Source organism: Lentzea sp. NPDC005914 (genome assembly GCF_040629405.1).
Taxonomy (GTDB): Bacteria; Actinomycetota; Actinomycetes; order Mycobacteriales; family Pseudonocardiaceae; genus Lentzea.
Genome location: NZ_JBEXVQ010000050.1, coordinates 53,923 through 71,684 on the forward strand (window position 1 = coordinate 53,923; position 17,762 = coordinate 71,684).

A 17,762-nucleotide genomic window follows, 5' to 3' on the forward strand; every position below is an offset into this window, starting at 1 on the left:
GGCACCTCCCTCGAGAGCTCTGCGAGCTGGTAGTAGTTCTTCTTCCCCAGACGGGTCCTCCGGACCCGGCATGAGCAGGTTATGACCCCGTCCCACGGGCTCGCAACCTATTTAACGAAACTTGTTCCGATCAGGTGGCGGAGTACCCGACACCGGCCCGGACCAGGCCCAACACATCGTCACCGAACTTATCAAGCTTCGAGGCGCCGATGCCCGAGATCGCGACAAGTCCGGCCGAATCCGTGGGTCGCTGCTCCGCGATCGCCATCAGCGTCGCGTCGGTGAAGACGACGTACGCGGGCACCTTCAACTCCCGCGCCCGCCCGGCACGCCACTGACGCAGCGTCTCGAGCAGTTCTTCGTCCACATCGGACGGGCAGGACCTGCATCGGCCGAGCTTGACGGCCTGCGCCTCGACCAGCGTCGACGCGCACACCCGGCAGGTCGGCTTCTCCTTCTTCATGAGAGGTGGCCGTTGCGCGCCGCCAGATACTCGGGCGGCCGGGTGGTTCTCGGGCACGAGGCTGTAGAGGAAGCGGGACCGGCGGCGGTATTTGCGTCCACCGGCTGCACGCGACAGCGCCCACGACAACCAGAGGTGCTCACGCGCGCGCGTCACGCCTACGTACAGAAGGCGGCGTTCTTCTTCGACCTTCGCCTCGTCACCGTCGGCGTACTGGATCGGCATCGTGCCTTCGACCAGCCCGACGAGGAACACGGCGTCCCACTCCAGACCCTTCGACGCGTGCAGCGACGCCAGCGTCACGCCCTCGACGGTCGGCGGGTGCTGCGTCTCGGCCCGCATGTCCAGCTCCACGCAGAACCGCGGCAGATCGGCCTCGGGCATCGCCGCCGCGAACTCCTCGGCGAGCTCGACCAGTGCGAGCAACGACTCCCAGCGTTCGCGTGCGGAGCCACCCGTCGGCGGCTCGTCGGTGAGCCCGACCCGGCCGAGCGCCGAGCGGACGACCTCGGGAAGCGATCCGGAGACGTCGCCCGCCGAGCGCAAGGTGATCATGGCCTGGCGCACCTCGGCGCGCTCGAAGAACCGCTCGCCACCGCGCACCAGGTACGGGATGCCGAGCGACGCGAGCGCCTGCTCGTACACCTCGGACTGCGCGTTGACGCGGTAGAGGATCGCGATCTCGGAGGCCGCGACCCCCTCGTCGAGCAACGTCTTGATGCGCCGCGCGACCGAGTCGGCTTCGGCGGGCTCGTCGTCGAACTCGTGGAAGCGGGGCAGAGGACCCTCCGGCCGCTGCCCGATCAGCTGCAGCCGCGACCCGGCCGGACGTCCGCGCGCCCACTTGATCACGTCGTTGGCCAGCGCCACGACCTGCGGCGTCGAGCGGTAGTCGCGCTCCAGCCGCACGACGACGGCGTCGGGGAACCGGCGGCCGAAGTTGAGCAGCGGCTGCGGTGAGGCACCGGCGAACGAGTAGATGGTCTGGTTCGCGTCGCCGACGACGGTCAGGTCGTCGCGGTCGCCGAGCCACGCGTCGAGCACGCGCTGCTGCAGCGGCGTCACGTCCTGGTACTCGTCGACGACGAAGCAGCGGTAGCGGTCGCGGAACTCCTGCGCGACCTCCAGGTTGTCTTCCAAGGCGGCGGCCGTGTGCAGCAGCAGGTCGTCGAAGTCGAGCAGCTGGGCCTCGTTCTTGAGCTGCTCGTACATCGCGTAGAGCTTCATGATCTGCTCGGCGGGCGCGGGGATGTCACGCGAGGCGCGCGAGGCGGCGGCCGGATACGCGTCCGGCGTCAGCAGCGACGACTTCGCCCACTCGATCTCACTGGTGAGGTCGCGCAGCGCGTCGGCCTCCGTCGGCAGTCCCAGCCTCGACGCGGCGCGGCCGACGACGCGGATCTTCTGGTCGATCAGGTCCCAGCGCGGGCCGCCGACGACCCGTGGCCAGAAGTAGCGCAACTGACGGGACGCGGCCGCGTGGAACGTCACGGCCTGAGCGCCGTGCACGTCCAGAGAGCGCAGACGGGTGCGCATCTCCCCTGCGGCGCGCTTGGTGAACGTGACGGCGAGGACCTGCGTCGGGGCGATGTGACCGCGTTGGCACAGATAGGCGATGCGGTGCGTGATCGTGCGAGTTTTGCCGGTACCGGCTCCCGCGAGCACGCACACCGGGCCGCGCGGCGCTTCCACCGCTGCGCGCTGTTCCGGATCAAGACCCTCCAGCAACGCGTCCATGCCCGGCAGTCTCGCACGAGGCGCGCGCGTGTTCAGCCAGGCTGCCGCTGTGTCCGATTTTTCCGGGGACGTATCCTGATGGGTATGGCAGGTAAGCAGGACAAGGCGGCGGCAAAGGAAGCGGCGAAGGTTCGCCGCGCGGCTTCACGCGAACGGCGCAAGCAGATCTTCGAGGCGTTCAAGATGCAGCGCCGCGAGGACAAGGCGCTGGTTCCGCTGATGCTGGGGTCCGTCCTCGGCGTCACCGCGATCGCCGTGGTCCTGGGCCTCGTCTTCCACGCGGTCTGGATGTTCGTGCCGCTGGGCGTCGCGATCGGCGCGCTGCTGGCCGTGATCATCTTCGGTCGCCGCGTGCAGAGCAACGTCTTCCGCAAGGCCGACGGCCAGCCGGGTGCCGGTGCGTGGGCGCTGGAGAACCTGCGCGGCCGCTGGCGCGTGACGCCTGCCGTCGCGGGCACCACGCAGCTCGACGCCGTGCACCGCGTGCTCGGCCGTCCGGGCGTGATCCTCGTGGCCGAGGGTGCTCCGCAGCGGGTGAAGCCGCTCCTCGCGCAGGAGAAGAAGCGCATCTCGCGCGTCGTCGGCGAGACCCCGATCTACGACTTCATCATCGGCAGCGACGAGGGCCAGGTCCCGCTGAAGAAGCTGCAGTCGAAGCTGATGAAGCTGCCGCGCAACATCACGGCCGCCCAGGTCGACGCGCTGGAGACCCGCCTCGCCGCGCTGTCGAGCCGTGGCGCCGCGCTGCCCAAGGGCCCGATGCCCGCGGGCGCGAAGATGCGCAACGTCCAGCGCACGCTCCGCCGCCGCTGACCCCGGCTCCCGCCACGTGAAAGGGCCCGCCGCACTTCTCGTGCGGCGGGCCCTTTCACGTGCTGGGCTGTGTCGGCCGTCCAGGGCTAGCGGACCTTGATGACGACCGTGCCCGCCGCCTTGTCGTGCAGGCACCGGCCGTCCGCGTCCCAGACCAGCGCCGGGATCAGCGGGAAGATCAGAATCGTGCGCAGCAGCGCGCGGGGCAGGTGCACGAACGTCTTGCCGTCGATGCGCGCCACCCGCAGCCCGAGCAGCGCGTGCCCCGGCGTGAACCCGAAGAACGCCACCGCGACGACGGTGATGACGAACCAGGCCAGCAGGCTCCAGTTCTTCGGCAGGTCCGGCCGCGTGAACACGGCCGCGACACCGGCCGCGAGGAGGAAGTCGACGAGGATGGCGAACGTGCGCCGTCCGATCGAGGCGATGGAGCCCGGCCCCTTCTCGGGGAAGCCGTGACGCTCACCACGCCAGCGCTGCTGATTTCCGTCGTTCGACTCGTCACCCGGTTCCAGCACCGAGTGCGGTCCCGACAGCCACGAACCGGTCCACCTGCTCACCCCACCAGAGTAAGCCTGTGAACATCGGGTGAGGACCGGCAGGTCGTCTTGCCCCCTCGGACCGCCCCGTTAACACTGGCGAAACATCCGAGTGACGGACGGGCAACACCACCGACATACGGTCGCTCGCGATGACCAGCCGTTGTCCATAGCCAAGGAGTCGACGAGGGTGTTCAAAAATTCCGACGAGGTGCTGAAGTTCATCTCCGACGAGGGCGTCAAGTTCGTCGACGTGCGGTTCAGCGACCTGCCCGGCGTGATGCAGCACTTCACGCTGCCGGCCAAGGCGTTCGACGCCGACGCGATCGAAGAGGGTCTCGCCTTCGACGGCTCCTCCGTGCGCGGCTTCCAGTCGATCCACGAGTCGGACATGCTGCTGCTGCCCGACCTCTACACCGCGCGCCTCGACCCGTTCCGCATCGAGAAGACGCTGATCGTCAACTTCTTCGTGCACGACCCGTTCACGCGTGAGGCGTACAGCCGCGACCCGCGCAACATCGCGCGCAAGGCCGAGCAGTACATCACCGACTCGGGCATCGCCGACACCGCGTACTTCGGTGCCGAGGCCGAGTTCTACATCTTCGACTCGATCCAGTTCGACACCACGGCGAACGGGGCGTTCCACAAGATCGACTCCGAGTCCGGCTGGTGGAACACGGGCCGCGACGAAGAGGGCGGCAACCTCGGCTACAAGGTGAAGTACAAGGGCGGCTACTTCCCCGTCACGCCGACCGACCACTACGCGGACCTCCGCGACCAGATGGTCCTCAACATGGAGGCGAACGGCTTCTCGGTCGAGCGCGCCCACCACGAGGTCGGCACCGCGGGCCAGGCGGAGATCAACTACCGCTTCAACACCCTGCTGCACGCCGCCGACGACCTGATGCTGTTCAAGTACATCATCAAGAACACCGCGTGGCAGGCCGGCAAGACCGTCACCTTCATGCCGAAGCCCCTGTTCGGCGACAACGGCTCGGGCATGCACACCCACCAGTCGCTGTGGAAGGACGGCGCGCCGCTGTTCCACGACGAGAGCGGCTACGCGGGCCTGTCCGACACCGCCCGCCACTACATCGGCGGCATCCTGCACCACGCCCCGTCGCTGCTGGCCTTCACCAACCCGACGGTGAACAGCTACCACCGCCTGGTCCCGGGCTACGAGGCCCCGGTCTCGCTGGTGTACTCCCAGCGCAACCGCTCGGCGTGCGTCCGCATCCCGATCACGGGCAACAACCCGAAGGCCAAGCGCATCGAGTTCCGCTGCCCCGACTCGTCCGGCAACCCGTACCTCGCCTTCTCGGCGATGGTGATGGCCGGCCTCGACGGCGTGAAGAACAAGATCGAGCCCCCGGCCCCGATCGACAAGGACCTCTACGAGCTCCCGCCCGAGGAGGCCCGCGACGTCAAGCAGGTCCCGGCCACGCTGGACGCCGTGCTCGACAGCCTGGAGGCCGACCACGAGTTCCTGCTCGAGGGCGGCGTGTTCACCCCGGACGTGATCGACACCTGGATCTCGTTCAAGCGTGAGCAGGAGATCGACCCGCTGCGTCTGCGCCCGAACCCCTACGAGTTCGCGCTGTACTACGACGTGTGATCGGCTGATCTTTCCTTCTGAGGGCCGGGCGACTGATTCAGTCGCCCGGCCCTCGGTCGTTCGTAGGGTCGCGACCATGTCTGAAACACCGCGCCATTCGGTGAGCGTCGCCGGAATCGTCGTTAACGACGAGGGCGAGGTTCTTGTCGTTCGCCGCCGGGACAACGGCCACTGGGAACCGCCGGGCGGCGTGCTCGAGCTGTCGGAGACCTTCGAGAACGGCGCACGCCGTGAAGTCCTCGAGGAGACGGGGATGACGGTCCGTGTCGACCACCTCACCGGCGTCTACAAGAACATGAAGCGCGGCGTCGTCGCGCTCGTTTTCCGCTGCACGCCACTGAACGAGCCGATTCGGGTGACCGACGAGGCCGCGGAAATTCGGTGGATGACGTTGGACGAGGTGCGCGAAGCGATGACACCTGCCTATGCCGTGCGCGTCGCGGACGCGTTCGAGGCGGGCACGCAGACCCGTGCGCACGACGGCGTCAACCTGTTGCCTTAGCGGCTACTTTCGCCCGGCAAGGTCGCCTGCGTCAGAAGGTCTGGATGGAGCAACGCTGCCGCTCCGAGGACCTCCACTCCGACGATCTTGCCGTCCTTCCAGTCCATGTTCACCATTGCCTGCACCCCCGGTGGCGTGTCCAGCGGAACCATGTCTCGGCCGGGAGCAAGGTCAGTGTCTGTGAAATAGATGTAGGCGGCGTCAGCCTGAGGGTCGTATTCGATGCGCATGGCGCATGATGACGCGCGGCTATCGGGCCAGTCTTGCGGTTTCTTGCGCGCTGGTGTGCTGCCCCGTCGGGCCTTCCGGCTCTTGTGACGTTTGGGCCCGCGATGGGACACTTCAAGGCGATGCTTACAGCGGAGATCATCCGAGTTTTCTCGGGCACCACCTGGTAGCGGTGATGCCCAAAACCCGGCGGACCTCCTCCTCTACGGAGCGGTGCTCGCTCTGGTGGCAGGGCTCATCGCCTTCTCCCTCCGCTTCTTCCTCGGGCTCGCCGGTCTGCTGCTGCGCAGGCTCGAAGACAGGGCAGGCGTCACGAACCGGGTCTCGGGCGAGGTCCGCGGCAACGTGGTCCAGATAGGCACGGTCCAGGGCGATCTCACCATCTGCGAGTGCTCAGGATGCGGTGAGGACGATTGAGGGCCGGGTGCGAAAGCGCCCGGCCTTCAGGCTGTCCGGCCTTCCGCTCCGAGCAGCCTCGCGCTGTACGACACCCCTCGTGCGCTCGTCCCCTCCCGGACGTTGGAGACCAGGACGTCGGCCTCGCCGCCGGTCGGCAGTTTGATCCGGGCGTCGCCGCCGTCGAGAGCTTCTGCCGACGTTGCCGCGCCGGACAGCTGCCAGTAGCCGGCTTCGGTCACGGTCTCGATCAGGTCCACCCGGTCCAGGTCGGCCGCGCTGCCGTCCGCGTAGACGAGTCGGGCCGGTCCTGAGTAGCTGAACATCGTCTCTCCCTACCGGTCAGTCGGGCGCCTCGCCCAACGCCGGCGCCTACGGCAACACGGGATTGAGGGCCGAACGGTTCAGGTGCGTGCGAACGGGTCAGCCGATGACAGCCGGTTTAAGGTCGGCGGCGTGACACAGTGGACAGTGCACGGCACCCGCCGGATCTACGAGTCGGAGTGGATGAGCGTCGACCTCGACGACGTCGAGATTCCGGATGGCGAACGGTTCGAGCACCACGTGCTCCGGCTGCCCTACCCGTCGACGGCCGTGGTGGTCGTGGAGAAAGACGACGTCCTGCTGATGTGGCGCCACAGGTTCACCACGGACGTCTGGGGCTGGGAGATCCCGGCCGGGCGGTGCGAGGCGGGCGAGAGCGCGGCGACGGCGGCCGTCCGGGAGACCGAGGAAGAGACCGGTTACCGGGTGCGCGTCGAGCCGTTGGTGACCATGAACCCCTTGAACGGCCTCAGTTCGCACACCACGCACATGTTCGTGGGAACCGATGCGGTCAAGACCGGCGAGCCGGACCCCGCGGAGGCCGCGCGGGTCGAGTGGGTGCCGCTCGGCGACATCCCCGCGTTGATCCGAAAAGGACTGGTTCCGTGCGGGATCACCTTGGCGGCACTCACCACCTACCTCACGCTGCGGACAACCGGGAGCGGACCTCCATCAGGGCCTCGCCAAGAAGGTTGAGACCGAGCCAGGAACCGGGATCCGAGGCACGTGGGTCGTCAGCGGCCAGACCGATGCCCCACACGCGGTCCAGCGGGCTCGCCTCCACCAGCACGCGGGAGCCCGTTCCCAGCAGATAGGAACGCAGCGCGGGATCCTGGCCGAACTTCGCCAGGTTCCCCGCGACGACGATCTCCATTCGTGCGGAAACCCAGGCAGGCTCCGAAAACCCGGAAATCTCACGGCCCAACGCCTTGGCCTCGGCCGGTGTGCGGGCGGCGAGCACGCGTCCGGCGACGGCGTCGTCGAACAGCAAAGCCTTGCGCCACATCATGTAGTGCTCGGCGGACGCGAACGAGACGCCGTCGACGGAGAACGTGCACGGCCACCACTGGGACAGGCAGCCCTTGCCGATGCTGCCGTCACGCTCGGGCTGGTGGCCCCAGAAGAACAGAAACTTCACAGGAGCAGAGTAGGCACCATCTAACGGTCGTCTGAGAGATTTTCGTCCGGCTCCGGCATCTCCGGCTCGCGCCACGACTGGGAGCGGGTGGGGCCGCCGGCGCGCAGCTCGTTCGCCAGCTCGCGCTTCAGCTCGTCGTCGCGGGCGGGGCCGTGCTGATCACTTCCGCGTTGAGTCATGCACGAGGCGTACCCACAGCGGCGGCCCTAATCACTTCGGGATCGGAATGCCCGTCACGGTGATCGCGGCGCCGGTGGGCGCGAACTGGCCGGAGATCGAGTTGAACGTCAGCGTGAGCGAGTTCACACCCACTCCGAGCTTCTCGTCGAGGACCACGGTGCCCGACGTAGTCGTGCCCTGGGTGACGAGGCCGTCCCACTTGCTGCTCGACGCCGCGTAGGTGCGCTTCAGATCGTCCAGGACGGCGATTCCGTCCACGGGGAGGGTCATGCGGGCCTGGGAGGCGTTCGTGGCCGACACGAAGAGCTTCACGCGCCCGTTCGCGGCCTCTACGCGAGTCACCTCGACGGTGAGCATGCCGCGCTGCTGCTTGAAGGAACCCGTGGTGACCTTGACGTCGGCCGACGGCTCGGTGGTTTCCAGTGCGCCATCAGGGGTTTCGACTGTGTTCGACGCTGTCGTCGTGGCCGTGACGTTGGGCTGCGCGGCGGAATTGTCACCACTCAGTGCAAACTGAATCACACCCAGTAACGCGAGCACTCCAGCAGCCACGCCCGCGATGGCGATCACGGTCTTACCTCGGCGCGTGACCCGACGATGCTGCATGACTTCCTCTGTTCGACCCCCGTGCGTACAACAGCTCCCCCGCTGAGCGCGCCTAGTCTCATCTCGAATGGGTGAAACGTCAATGCGCTAGGGTCCGCGCGTGTCTCAAGATGTCGCCGAATTCACGGCTCCGCAGCTGCTCACCACCCACATCTTCGACTCCGCACCCGATGCACTCGAAGCGGTTCAGGCCGCTGACGTGCTGGACCTCGGCGTGCGCGTCTACAACCGTCTCGTGCCCGACTCCGAAGACGCCGAGGCGTTGGAGGAGGAGTGGGTGGTCGAGGTTTACACCAGCGCACCTGCTGTCGACCCCGACTCGGACGAGGACTGAGCAGTTCAGAAAGCGGGGGCACTCCTCCGGGAGTGCCCCCAAACCTGAAGATATACATGAAGATTTCAGACGGTTAGTACGACTTTCCCGCGCACGTGCCCACCTTCGAGCAACCTGTGCGCCTTCACGGCCTCCGCCAACGGGAACGTCTGCTGCACCTCGACGCGCACCGAACCGGCCGCCACGAGATCGACCAGCCACTGCGTCTGCTCGGCGTTCGGCCGGGCCCAGGTGTTGATCACACCGTTCTCCAGCGCACGCGGCCCGTCCACAATGGACGTCATCCGTGCCCGGTCCCTCACCAGCTGCAACGACTGGTCGAACGCCAGCCCGCCGACGTTGTCGACCACCACGTCGACCCGGCCGTCACCACCGATCAGCTCCGCCACCGAGTCGACCAGCGCGTCTCCGTACGCGACAGGCTCGGCCCCGAGCGAACGCACGAACTCGTGGTTGCGCGGCGACGCCGTACCGAGCACCCGAGCGGCACCCAACTCCCGCGCGATCTGCACCTGAAGATGCCCGACGCCACCGGCCGCGGCGTGCACCAGGACGACGTCACCTGGGCCCGTGCCGACCGCCTTCAACGCCTGCAACGCCGTCAGCCCGGCCAGCGGCAGGGCGGCCGCCGTGACGAAGTCCACGTTGGACGGTTTGCGCGCGATCATCCGATCCGGCACGGAGATCAGCTCGGCGTACGCACCGAACTGGACGTGGTCCTTGCGCGCATACGCGAGCACCTCGTCGCCTGGCTTCCAGTCGTTCACGCCGATGCCCACCGCCCGCACGACGCCGGCCACGTCCCAGCCGGGGATCAACGGCATGTGGTGCGGCATCAGGCCCTGCAGGTAACCGGCTCTGACCTTGAAGTCCACCGGGTTCACCCCGGCGGCCTTGACCTCCACCAGCAGCTGGTCGGGCCCGAGCAGTGGATCGGGCAGCTCCTGCAACGACATGACGTCGGCGTCACCGAACTGGGTATACGCGATCGCTTTCACAGTCCCTCACCGTAGAAGACTCGCTCCGCTACTGCACGTGCACGGCGGGTGGTCCGGCGATATTCCTCCAGGAACTCACCCGGATCGCCGCCGGGCTCGTACCCCATCACGGAAGCGACCGCCACGAGGTCGCGCCCTGAGGTGGGCAGCTGGTCGGACGCCTTGCCCCTCACCAGCATCACGGCGTTACGGGCGCGCGTCGCGAGGTTCCACGCGGCGGTCAGCGCGGCAGCGTCGTCCGCCGCCAGGAGACCTGCCGAGACGGCAGCCTCCATCGCGGCCATTGTGGACGGTGTGCGCAGGTCAGGCACCGAACCGGAATGTTGCAGCTGCAACAGCTGCACCGTCCACTCGACATCGGCGAGCCCACCGCGCCCGAGCTTGGTGTGCGTGCTCGGGTCGGCCCCGCGCGGCAGCCGTTCCGCGTCGACACGCGCCTTGATCCGCCGGATCTCCCGCACCGACGGCGCGTCCAGACCGGCCTCCGGGTACCGCAGCGGCTCGATCAACGCCTCGAACTCGGCACCCAGAGCGGCGTCGCCCGCGATGAACCGCGCCCGCAGCAGCGCCTGCTTCTCCCAGATCTCCGCCCACTGCCGGTAGTACGCGCGGTACGAGTCCAGCGTCCGCACCAGCGGGCCCTGCCTGCCCTCCGGCCGCAGATCGGTGTCGACCTGCAACGGCGGGTCCTGCGACGGCGCGCCGAGCAGCCGCCGGATCTTCTCGACGATGCCGCTCGCCCACTTCGCCGCCTCGGCGTCGGACACGCCGTCGAACGGCCGGCACACGAACATCACGTCCGCGTCGGAGCCGTAACCGAGTTCGTGCCCGCCGAGGCGTCCCATGCCGATCACGGCCAACGCGGCCACGGGCTCGCCGGCCGAACGAACAGCGGCGTCGAGAGCGCTCTGCAGCACCGCGCCCCACACCTCGGACAGCGACACGCACACCGTCGAGATGGACATGAACCCCAACAGGTCCGCGGCGGCGACGCGCAGCATCTCGTGGCGCCGCAACGACCGCGCGGCCGCGACCGCGCGGGGCAGGTCGTCGTACCGGGAAACCGCGCTGCGCAAGGGGTTCCCGATCGAGTGCGGATCACGGCCGACCAACGCCTCGGTGTCCGCGAGCAGCCGCATCACCTCCGGCGCCCGCACCAGCAGATCAGGGACGAACCGGGAGGTGCCCAGGAGCACCGCGAGCCGTTCGACGACCGCGCCCTCGTCTCGCAACAGCCGCAGGTACCAGGGCGTCTCGGCCAGGGCCTCGGACACCTTCCGGTACGCCAGCAGCCCGCCGTCCGGGTCAGGGGTGAGCGCGAACAGGTCCAGCAGCACCGGCAGTAAAGCGCCCTGGATGCGAGCACGACGAGACACACCGTGCGTCAACGCCTGGATGTGCCGCAACGCCCCGTCAGGCGACGTGTAGCCCAACGCGGCGAGCCGGGCCACGGCCTCCTTGGTCGTGAGCCGCAGTGCCTCGGTCGGCACGCCCGCCACGGACTGCAGCAGAGGCCGGTAGAACAGCTTCTCGTGCAGCCGCCGGACCTGGTTGGCGTGCTTGCGGAACTCCGCGAGCAGCACCTGTCCCTCCGACCGCCGCCCGTCCGCCGCCACACCCACCGAACGCGCGAGCCAGCGCAACGCCGCGGCGTCGTCATCGGCCGGGAAGAGGTGCGTGCGCAGCATCCGTTGCAGCTGCAGCCGGTGCTCCAACGTGCGCAGGAACCGGTACGAACGCCCGAAGTCCGCCGCGTCGTTGCGCCCGACGTAACCACCCGTGCCCAGCGCGGCCAACGCGGCGGTCGTCGCCTGAATGCGCAGGTCCTCGTCCGAGCGACCGTGCACGAGCTGCAGCAGCTGCACCGCGAACTCGACGTCACGCAAACCACCGCGGCCGAGCTTGAGCTCACGGTCGGCGAGCCCGGTGGGCACGTGGTCCTCGACGCGGCGGCGCATAGCCTGCACGTCCTCGACGAAGTTCTCGCGCTCGGCCGCCGTCCACACGTACGGCCGCACGACGTCGAGGTACGCCTGCCCCAGTTCGGCATCTCCCGCGACCGGCCGCGCCTTCAGCAGAGCCTGGAACTCCCAGGTCCGCGCCCACTTCTTGTAGTAGGACGCGTGCCCGTCCAGCGTGCGGACCAGCGCACCGGCCTTGCCCTCGGGCCGCAGCGCCGCGTCGACCTCGAAGCACGACTGGCCCGCGATCTGCATCATCGTGCTGGCCAGCCGCGTCGCCGCGGCCAGATCGCCCTCGCCGACGAACACGACGTCGACGTCACTCACGTAGTTCAGCTCGTTCGCGCCGCACTTGCCCATCGCGATCACCGCGAGCCGGCACCGGTCCGCGCCGTTGACCCGCTCCGAGGCGAGCTTCAACGACGCCCGCAACGCCGACACGGCCAGATCGGACAGCTGCGCGGCCACGGTGTCGTACGGCACGTACGGCAGAGACGGCTCGACGACGTGCGCCAGGTCGTTGGCCGCCACGAGCAGCAGCTTCGAGCGGTACTCGGTGCGCAGGACGTCGCCATCCGCGAGCTCCAGCGACACGTCGACCCCGTCGGTCAGCGAACGCCACCGGTCCGGGTTGGCGACGAGGAAGTCCGACAGCGCGGTCGACGACCCGAGCACCGCGAGCAAACGCCCGCGCACGACCTCGTCCTCGTGCAGAGCAGCCGAGAGCGCGGTCCAGTCGGACGCCTCTTGGAGCCGCTCCAAGCCGCGCAACGCGAGGTCGGGATCGGGGCAACGGGACAGCGCGGACAGCACCAGTTCGGCGCCGTCCGCGGGACGGCGGTCAGCCCACAGTCCGAGGCCGCGCAGCACTTCCTCGCTGCGGGGCTCGGTGAGTCCGAATCTTGCTGGTGACGCGTGGCGGACTGGTTCGCTCATCGAGAGCCAACCTAGTCCTCACAGCGCTAGAAGACGATCAGAGAGAGCCCGTAGAGCACGACCGCGACACAGCCGGCGAAGCTGGCCACCGCGGGAACCTTCTTGTCGCTCGAGAGCGCCCGGATGCCGAGCACGAACAGCGTGATCACGAGCAGGGTCACCAGCAGCGTGGCGCCGAAGACCTGGAGCAGCGCTTCCCACTTGATCGTCATGCCGCCACCTTGTGCAGTTCGGCCTGAGCAGCCACCTCGTCGATGATGTGCTCCGGCTTGACCGGCTCGCGCCGCGACAGGATCCAGATGCCGATGGCGACCACACCACCGATCAGGGCGACACCGATGACCCCGCCCATGCCGCTGGACGCCCACTTGCCCGCGATGGCACCGACGATGCCGGCGGCGGGAAGGGTGAGCAGCCACCCGGCGGCCATCTTGCCCATGGTTCCCCACCTGACGCCGTGCCGGTCGCGGCCGAGGCCGGAGCCCATGATGCCGCCGGACGCGACGTGCGTGGTGGACAGGGCGAACCCGAGGTGCGACGACGCGAGGATCGCGGTGGCCGTCGAGGTCTGCGCCGCGAAGCCCTGGGCGGGCTCGATCGTCGTCAGGCCCCTGCCGAGCGTGTGCGTGATGCGCCAGCCGCCGAGGTACGTGCCGAGCGCGATCGCGACACCGGCGCTCAGGATCACCCAGGTGGGCGGGGCCGAGCCGGGGGCGAGCGAGCCGGACGTGATCAGCGCGAGGGTGATGATGCCCATGGTCTTCTGCGCGTCGTTCGTGCCGTGCGCGAGCGAGACCAGCGACGCCGACGCGACCTGGCCGACCTTGAAACCGGTGTGCGAGACGCGCGGGTCCGTCGACTTCTTGAGCCGGTAGACGACGATCGTGGCGAGCGCCGCGACGAGTCCCGCGACCAGCGGTGCGACCACCGCGGGCACGATCACCTTGTCGAGCACCTTGGCGAAGTGGATGGCGTCCACCCCGGACGCGACCCACGCGGCGCCGATCAGGCCGCCGAACAGCGCGTGGGACGAGCTCGAGGGCAACCCGGCGTACCAGGTGACCAGGTTCCACATGATCGCGCCGACCAGCCCGCCGAAGATGATCGCGGGCGTGATCTTGGCGTCGTCCACGATGCCGCCGGAGATGGTCTTGGCGACCTCGACGGACAGGAAGGCGCCGACGAGGTTGAGAACCGCCGACAGCGCGACCGCCGTGCGCGGCTTCAGCGCACCTGTGGCGATGGAGGTGGCCATGGCGTTGGCCGTGTCGTGGAACCCGTTGGTGAAGTCGAAGATGAGAGCAGTGACAACGACGATGATCACTACAAGAGCGGGATCCACACTGATCCTCCGGCTGGATCGAACAAGGTGCTCGATGATGACGGTACCGGGTAGCCAGGATGCCCTATAACCTACGAAAGTAACGTCACACCAACGGAAGTTGTGTGCCCAAACACCCCGCGGGCGACAGTTCTCCCCGCACCAGCTTCGCGAATCTGGCGACGAACGGCTGCCAGACCTCCTCGAAGTCGCGGTGCGCCTCGGCGAGGAAGTCCACGTCGAAGTGGGCCTGTCGCGCGCACGCCGCCGATTCAGGATCCTTGGCCGCCCAGTTCAAGACGATTTCCGGCGTCGTCTCGATGTGGAACTGCAGGCCGTAAGCGGACGCACCGACCCGAAACGCCTGGTTCGGGTATTTCGGGGACGCCGCCAGGTGTTCCGCGCCGGGCGGCAGCAGGTGGACCTCGTCGCTGTGGAACTGCAGCACGTCAGGCGTGAACGGCAGGTCCGCGAACAACGGGTCGTTACCCGCCGCATCGCGCTTCGCCACCAGCAGCACCCCGACCTCCGGCCCCTGCGGACCGCGGCGCACCTGGCCACCGGTGGCCGCCGCGAGCAACTGCGCGCCGAGGCAGATAGCGAGCGTCGGCAGTCGTTTCGCGACGGCGCTGCTCAGCAGGCGGCGGGCATCGGCGAGCCACGGGTGCTGCAGGTCGTCGAGCGCACCCATCTCGCCGCCGAGGCAGATCACGCCCTGGTAGCCGTCGAGGTTCTCCGGCGCGGGCTCGTCCTGCAGTGACACGAGGTGAAGCTCGATGCCGTCGGCCTCCAGCCAGTCGCCCAGCTTCGCGAGCGGGTCTGACTGCGAGGGCTGCAGGACGAGCAAACGCGGTGCGGTCACAGACGTGAGCCTATGTCGGCTTGACTCAGCAATGACACGCGACCTTAGAAACACTCGCCGACGCAAGGCCGTTCGTCTCGACCGGATACCCGGCTTCCCGCCACGCCGTGATACCTCCGGCAAGCCTCTTCACGCGATACCCGCGTTGCGCGAGTGCGAGAGCGCCCTTGGTCGCCGCGTTGCACTGGAAGCTTTCGCAGTAACAGATGTAGACGAGGTCCGGGTCGAGGTCGAGCTGTTCGGGCAGGTCGCGGTAGGGCAGGTTGATCGCGCCGGGAATGCGTGCCTGGGCGAACGCCTCCGGTGCGCGCGTCTCCACGAGAACGTATCCCCGCGTGTCGCCGGCCTGCATGTCGCGGTGCACGTCGTCGGGATCGGCTTCGAACGCGAGTTCGGCGGCGAAGAACGTGGCGGCGGCCTGAGGGTCGGCGGCGGGGAATCGCAGTGCGTTGGTCATGCCCTTGATCCTGATTGGCCGGTTCGCGTTTTCACATGCGGAACTCCAGGCCTTCGCGGTGTTCTGCCTATGATTTCCAGGTGGAACTCGACGCGGTGGACTGGAAGATCCTGAGCCTGCTGCAGGCGGACGGGCGCATGTCGTTCACCGCGCTGGGTCGTGAGGTGTCGCTGTCCGCCCCGGCCGTGACCGAACGGGTGCGCCGCCTGGAGTCGCTGGGCGTGATCACGGGCTTCGTCGCGGTGGTCTCACCGGCACGGATCGGGCTGCCGATCGAGTCCATCGTGCGCGTCCGGGTCCGGTCGCTCGACACACCGCGGTTCCGGAGCCAGGTGCTCGCACTCCCGCAGATCCTCGACGCCGACCACGTGACCGGAGATGACTGCTGGCTGCTCCGGGTCGTCTGCCGGTCGATGGTCGAACTGGAAGAACTCGTCGAGGTGATGCAGCGCTACGGCGACACGACGACCTCGCTCGTCTTCTCCTCACACGTCCGCAACCGCGCGCTCTCGCCCGAGCTGTTCGACTAGGACCACTTGTACTCGGACCAGTCCGAGACGTGCCGGAACCCGATGCCCTGGTAGACCGAGTTGGCGGTCGGGTTGGCGTAGTCCGCCGTCAGCACGACGTGGTCGGCCCCCGCCCCGTACGCCCACTGGCTGACCGCCGCCGTGGCCGCGGCTCCGTAACCGTGCCGGCGGTGCTCGGGCGGCGTGTAGACCGGGCCGACCCGCGACACCCCTGCGATCGGATCGGTGCTGGCCGCCCACGAGACCGGCTCACCGCCGGCGAGCCAGATGACGTGGCCGGCCGGCATGGCCCGGCTGCCGCGCATCACTTCCTCGGCCTCGGCCCGTTCGGTGCCGTCGAGTTCCTCGATGAACCGCACCCACCACTCGGTGATCAGGTCGTCGTCCGCGGCGGTCGCGAGGCGGGACTCCCCTGGTACGTCCGGAACGACGAGGGCATCCAGGTGGTAGAGCCGGAGCCGGTAGGTCTCGTGGCCGCCCTCGCGCCACAGGGTCCGGAACGCCTCCACGCGGTCCACCGGGCCGGTGACGGCGTCGATCGGTTGCCCGCGCAGGACTTCGGCGACGAACGGTGCCGCAGCGAGTGGCATCGCGGCGAGGTGGAGCGGCCGGTCCTGCATGCGGGTGACCGCGCCGACGAGGGTTCCGTTGTCGTGCAGGGAGATCAGCGCCGCCGGCTGCCGGAGCCCACGTCGGGCGGAGTCCACTGTGGTCAGATGGACGCTGTGGTTCACCGGGTCGGCACCGAGGAGATCGCCGGCCACCTCGAGGAAGTCCTCGAGGTTGTCGTAGGTCAACGCTTCCACCAGAACTCCGCCCAGTCGTCGAGTGGTTGGTAACCGATGCGTTGGTAGATCGAGTTCGAGATCGGGTTGGTCAGGTCCGCGAAGAGGAGGACGTCGGTGGCGCCCTGGTCCAGTGCCCACCGGCTCACCATCGCGCTGACGGCGGCACCGTAACCGTGCTTGCGGTGCTCGGGTGGGGTGTAGACCGGACCGACGCGGGTCATGCCGGCGTGCGGAATGCTCGCCGCGGCCCAGGCGACTGGACTGCCGTCGATCTCCCAGACGGCATGACCGTTGCCGAGGCGCAGCGAACCGCGCATGAACTCGGTCGTCGACTCGACCGGCGCTTCCGGAACGGCTTCCCTGACGAACTCCGTGCGCCAGGCGGTGAGAAGCTCGACATCGTCCTCTGTCGCCATGCGACCGGAACCTTCGACGGCCGGCGGCGCCAGGGTGCTCAGGTGGTACAGCCTGGTGGCCAGGGACTTGGTGAAGTTCTTGCCCGTCGCAGTGGCGAACGCCTCTGACCTTTCCCGCGGTCCGGTGACTCCTGGGGCGTCCGGGTCGACCTCGTCGACTGTCCGCGCCGCCAGGTCCACTGCCGCGAGAGGGAGATCGGCTGCTTGGAACGGCCAGGGCGGGGTGCGGATCAGGGAGCCGACCACTTCACCGTTCTCGTGGAACGTGATCAGCGTCGGACGATGTTCGGCCGGCAGCCGGCGGACGCGGTCCAGTGAGGTGAGAGCCACCGTGTTGCGAACCGGATCGGCTGCGAGCCGATCGTGAGTGGCGGCGTCGAACGACGCCAGATCTGGGTGCACGACCGCGTCCATGGGGTCCATGAGATCAGGGCCGGCAAGCGAAATACCTGCAGGTTCCGGACATGCAGAAGACCCCTGAGGGGAGCACCGAAGTGCTCGACCCTCAGGGGTCTTCTGAAAGAAAGTTCGGCGGCGACCTACTCTCCCACACCGTAACCAGTGCAGTACCATCGGCGCAGAAGGGCTTAACTACCGGGTTCGGAATGGGACCGGGTG

22 protein-coding genes and 1 rRNA gene are annotated in these 17,762 nt (G+C 68.3%); 7 read left to right on the forward strand and 16 right to left on the reverse strand.

Annotated elements, in window-relative coordinates:
* Positions 1-130: 130 nt before the first annotated feature.
* A complete protein-coding gene (locus ABZ345_RS42920; RefSeq protein WP_359860758.1) occupies positions 131-2,200 on the reverse strand; it encodes an ATP-dependent DNA helicase UvrD2 in 2,070 nt (689 codons plus the stop codon).
* An 84-nt stretch (positions 2,201-2,284) separates the two neighbouring features.
* Between ABZ345_RS42920 and ABZ345_RS42925 the strand changes: the two genes are divergently transcribed.
* Positions 2,285-3,013: a DUF4191 domain-containing protein gene (locus tag ABZ345_RS42925; RefSeq protein WP_359860759.1), complete on the forward strand. Its 729-nt coding sequence runs from the start codon at positions 2,285-2,287 to the stop codon at positions 3,011-3,013.
* A gap of 86 nt (positions 3,014-3,099) precedes the next feature.
* Here ABZ345_RS42925 and ABZ345_RS42930 read toward each other — a convergent pair whose 3' ends face one another.
* A complete protein-coding gene (locus ABZ345_RS42930; RefSeq protein ID WP_359860761.1) occupies positions 3,100-3,573 on the reverse strand; it encodes an RDD family protein in 474 nt (157 codons plus the stop codon).
* Positions 3,574-3,742: 169 nt separating this feature from the next.
* Between ABZ345_RS42930 and glnA the strand changes: the two genes are divergently transcribed.
* Together glnA and ABZ345_RS42940 are read left to right on the forward strand one after the other, a co-directional pair.
* Complete coding sequence (gene glnA, locus ABZ345_RS42935) at positions 3,743-5,167, forward strand: type I glutamate--ammonia ligase (RefSeq protein WP_359860763.1); 1,425 nt, start codon at positions 3,743-3,745, stop codon at positions 5,165-5,167.
* Positions 5,168-5,243: 76 nt separating this feature from the next.
* A complete protein-coding gene (locus tag ABZ345_RS42940; protein ID WP_359860765.1) occupies positions 5,244-5,669 on the forward strand; it encodes an NUDIX hydrolase in 426 nt (141 codons plus the stop codon).
* Here the strand turns inward: ABZ345_RS42940 and ABZ345_RS42945 are convergent.
* Entirely contained in the window at positions 5,666-5,899 is a 234-nt protein-coding gene (locus ABZ345_RS42945; protein ID WP_359860767.1) for a DUF2283 domain-containing protein, read from the reverse strand. The genes ABZ345_RS42940 and ABZ345_RS42945 overlap by 4 nt on opposite strands.
* Positions 5,900-6,110: 211 nt before the next feature.
* Between ABZ345_RS42945 and ABZ345_RS42950 the strand changes: the two genes are divergently transcribed.
* The gene (locus tag ABZ345_RS42950) at positions 6,111-6,314 is read left to right on the forward strand and encodes a hypothetical protein (protein ID WP_359860769.1); all 204 of its coding nucleotides are present in this window, start codon (positions 6,111-6,113) and stop codon (positions 6,312-6,314) included.
* Positions 6,315-6,340: 26 nt separating this feature from the next.
* Here the strand turns inward: ABZ345_RS42950 and ABZ345_RS42955 are convergent, their stop codons facing one another.
* Positions 6,341-6,619, reverse strand: a complete 279-nt coding sequence (locus tag ABZ345_RS42955) for a hypothetical protein (RefSeq protein ID WP_359860770.1) — start codon at positions 6,617-6,619, stop codon at positions 6,341-6,343.
* 130 nt (positions 6,620-6,749) lie between these two features.
* Between ABZ345_RS42955 and ABZ345_RS42960 the strand changes: the two genes are divergently transcribed.
* Positions 6,750-7,313 (forward strand): NUDIX hydrolase, encoded by a 564-nt coding sequence (locus ABZ345_RS42960; protein ID WP_359860772.1) that lies wholly within the window; start codon positions 6,750-6,752, stop codon positions 7,311-7,313.
* Here the strand turns inward: ABZ345_RS42960 and ABZ345_RS42965 are convergent.
* From ABZ345_RS42965 to ABZ345_RS42975, 3 genes are read right to left on the reverse strand one after another with little or no spacing between them, the layout of a single operon-like run.
* Entirely contained in the window at positions 7,258-7,755 is a 498-nt protein-coding gene (locus ABZ345_RS42965) for an NADAR family protein (protein WP_359860774.1), read from the reverse strand. The genes ABZ345_RS42960 and ABZ345_RS42965 overlap by 56 nt on opposite strands.
* A 20-nt stretch (positions 7,756-7,775) precedes the next feature.
* A complete protein-coding gene (locus ABZ345_RS42970; protein ID WP_359860775.1) occupies positions 7,776-7,934 on the reverse strand; it encodes a hypothetical protein in 159 nt (52 codons plus the stop codon).
* A 31-nt stretch (positions 7,935-7,965) separates the two neighbouring features.
* Complete coding sequence (locus ABZ345_RS42975; RefSeq protein ID WP_359860777.1) at positions 7,966-8,505, reverse strand: hypothetical protein; 540 nt, start codon at positions 8,503-8,505, stop codon at positions 7,966-7,968.
* Positions 8,506-8,641: 136 nt separating this feature from the next.
* Between ABZ345_RS42975 and ABZ345_RS42980 the strand changes: the two genes are divergently transcribed.
* Entirely contained in the window at positions 8,642-8,875 is a 234-nt protein-coding gene (locus ABZ345_RS42980) for a hypothetical protein (protein ID WP_355570451.1), read from the forward strand.
* A 65-nt stretch (positions 8,876-8,940) separates the two neighbouring features.
* Here the strand turns inward: ABZ345_RS42980 and ABZ345_RS42985 are convergent, their stop codons facing one another.
* The 6 genes from ABZ345_RS42985 to ABZ345_RS43010 form a co-directional block, all read right to left on the reverse strand.
* On the reverse strand, positions 8,941-9,873 hold the full coding sequence (locus ABZ345_RS42985; RefSeq protein ID WP_359860779.1) for an NADP-dependent oxidoreductase: 933 nt from the start codon (positions 9,871-9,873) through the stop codon (positions 8,941-8,943).
* Positions 9,870-12,770, reverse strand: coding sequence for a bifunctional [glutamine synthetase] adenylyltransferase/[glutamine synthetase]-adenylyl-L-tyrosine phosphorylase (locus ABZ345_RS42990; protein ID WP_359860781.1), 2,901 nt, complete (start codon positions 12,768-12,770; stop codon positions 9,870-9,872). Before ABZ345_RS42990 ends, ABZ345_RS42985 begins: the two co-directional genes overlap by 4 nt.
* A 26-nt stretch (positions 12,771-12,796) precedes the next feature.
* A complete protein-coding gene (locus ABZ345_RS42995; protein ID WP_359860783.1) occupies positions 12,797-12,982 on the reverse strand; it encodes a hypothetical protein in 186 nt (61 codons plus the stop codon).
* Positions 12,979-14,112, reverse strand: coding sequence for an inorganic phosphate transporter (locus tag ABZ345_RS43000; RefSeq protein WP_359860785.1), 1,134 nt, complete (start codon positions 14,110-14,112; stop codon positions 12,979-12,981). The genes ABZ345_RS42995 and ABZ345_RS43000 overlap by 4 nt, the downstream gene beginning before the upstream one ends.
* 85 nt (positions 14,113-14,197) lie before the next feature.
* Complete coding sequence (locus tag ABZ345_RS43005) at positions 14,198-14,953, reverse strand: type 1 glutamine amidotransferase (protein WP_359860787.1); 756 nt, start codon at positions 14,951-14,953, stop codon at positions 14,198-14,200.
* Between the two features lie 25 nt (positions 14,954-14,978).
* Positions 14,979-15,410: a rhodanese-like domain-containing protein gene (locus ABZ345_RS43010; RefSeq protein WP_359860789.1), complete on the reverse strand. Its 432-nt coding sequence runs from the start codon at positions 15,408-15,410 to the stop codon at positions 14,979-14,981.
* Between the two features lie 80 nt (positions 15,411-15,490).
* On the opposite strand from ABZ345_RS43010, the gene ABZ345_RS43015 reads away from it, so the two are divergent.
* The gene (locus ABZ345_RS43015; RefSeq protein ID WP_359860791.1) at positions 15,491-15,940 is read left to right on the forward strand and encodes an Lrp/AsnC family transcriptional regulator; all 450 of its coding nucleotides are present in this window, start codon (positions 15,491-15,493) and stop codon (positions 15,938-15,940) included.
* Here ABZ345_RS43015 and ABZ345_RS43020 read toward each other — a convergent pair.
* From ABZ345_RS43020 to rrf, 3 genes are all read right to left on the reverse strand, one after another.
* A complete protein-coding gene (locus ABZ345_RS43020; RefSeq protein ID WP_359860793.1) occupies positions 15,937-16,746 on the reverse strand; it encodes a GNAT family N-acetyltransferase in 810 nt (269 codons plus the stop codon). The two genes, ABZ345_RS43015 and ABZ345_RS43020, sit on opposite strands and share 4 nt — an antisense overlap.
* Positions 16,734-17,558, reverse strand: coding sequence for a GNAT family N-acetyltransferase (locus ABZ345_RS43025; protein ID WP_359860795.1), 825 nt, complete (start codon positions 17,556-17,558; stop codon positions 16,734-16,736). The genes ABZ345_RS43020 and ABZ345_RS43025 overlap by 13 nt, the downstream gene beginning before the upstream one ends.
* Positions 17,559-17,670: 112 nt before the next feature.
* Positions 17,671-17,762, reverse strand: a 5S ribosomal RNA gene (gene rrf, locus ABZ345_RS43030); the annotation flags it as partial.

Bases quoted from the DNA above. Each gene is read 5' to 3' on its own strand.
- ABZ345_RS42920 (WP_359860758.1), bottom strand. From the start codon at position 2,200: ATGGACGCGTTGCTGGAGGGTCTTGATCCGGAACAGCGCGCAGCGGTG.
- ABZ345_RS42925 (WP_359860759.1), top strand. From the start codon at position 2,285: ATGGCAGGTAAGCAGGACAAGGCGGCGGCAAAGGAAGCGGCGAAGGTT.
- ABZ345_RS42940 (WP_359860765.1), top strand. From the start codon at position 5,244: ATGTCTGAAACACCGCGCCATTCGGTGAGCGTCGCCGGAATCGTCGTT.
- ABZ345_RS42945 (WP_359860767.1), bottom strand. From the start codon at position 5,899: ATGCGCATCGAATACGACCCTCAGGCTGACGCCGCCTACATCTATTTC.
- ABZ345_RS42955 (WP_359860770.1), bottom strand. From the start codon at position 6,619: ATGTTCAGCTACTCAGGACCGGCCCGACTCGTCTACGCGGACGGCAGC.
- ABZ345_RS42970 (WP_359860775.1), bottom strand. From the start codon at position 7,934: ATGACTCAACGCGGAAGTGATCAGCACGGCCCCGCCCGCGACGACGAG.
- ABZ345_RS42990 (WP_359860781.1), bottom strand. From the start codon at position 12,770: ATGAGCGAACCAGTCCGCCACGCGTCACCAGCAAGATTCGGACTCACC.
- ABZ345_RS42995 (WP_359860783.1), bottom strand. From the start codon at position 12,982: ATGACGATCAAGTGGGAAGCGCTGCTCCAGGTCTTCGGCGCCACGCTG.
- ABZ345_RS43010 (WP_359860789.1), bottom strand. From the start codon at position 15,410: ATGACCAACGCACTGCGATTCCCCGCCGCCGACCCTCAGGCCGCCGCC.
- ABZ345_RS43025 (WP_359860795.1), bottom strand. From the start codon at position 17,558: ATGGACGCGGTCGTGCACCCAGATCTGGCGTCGTTCGACGCCGCCACT.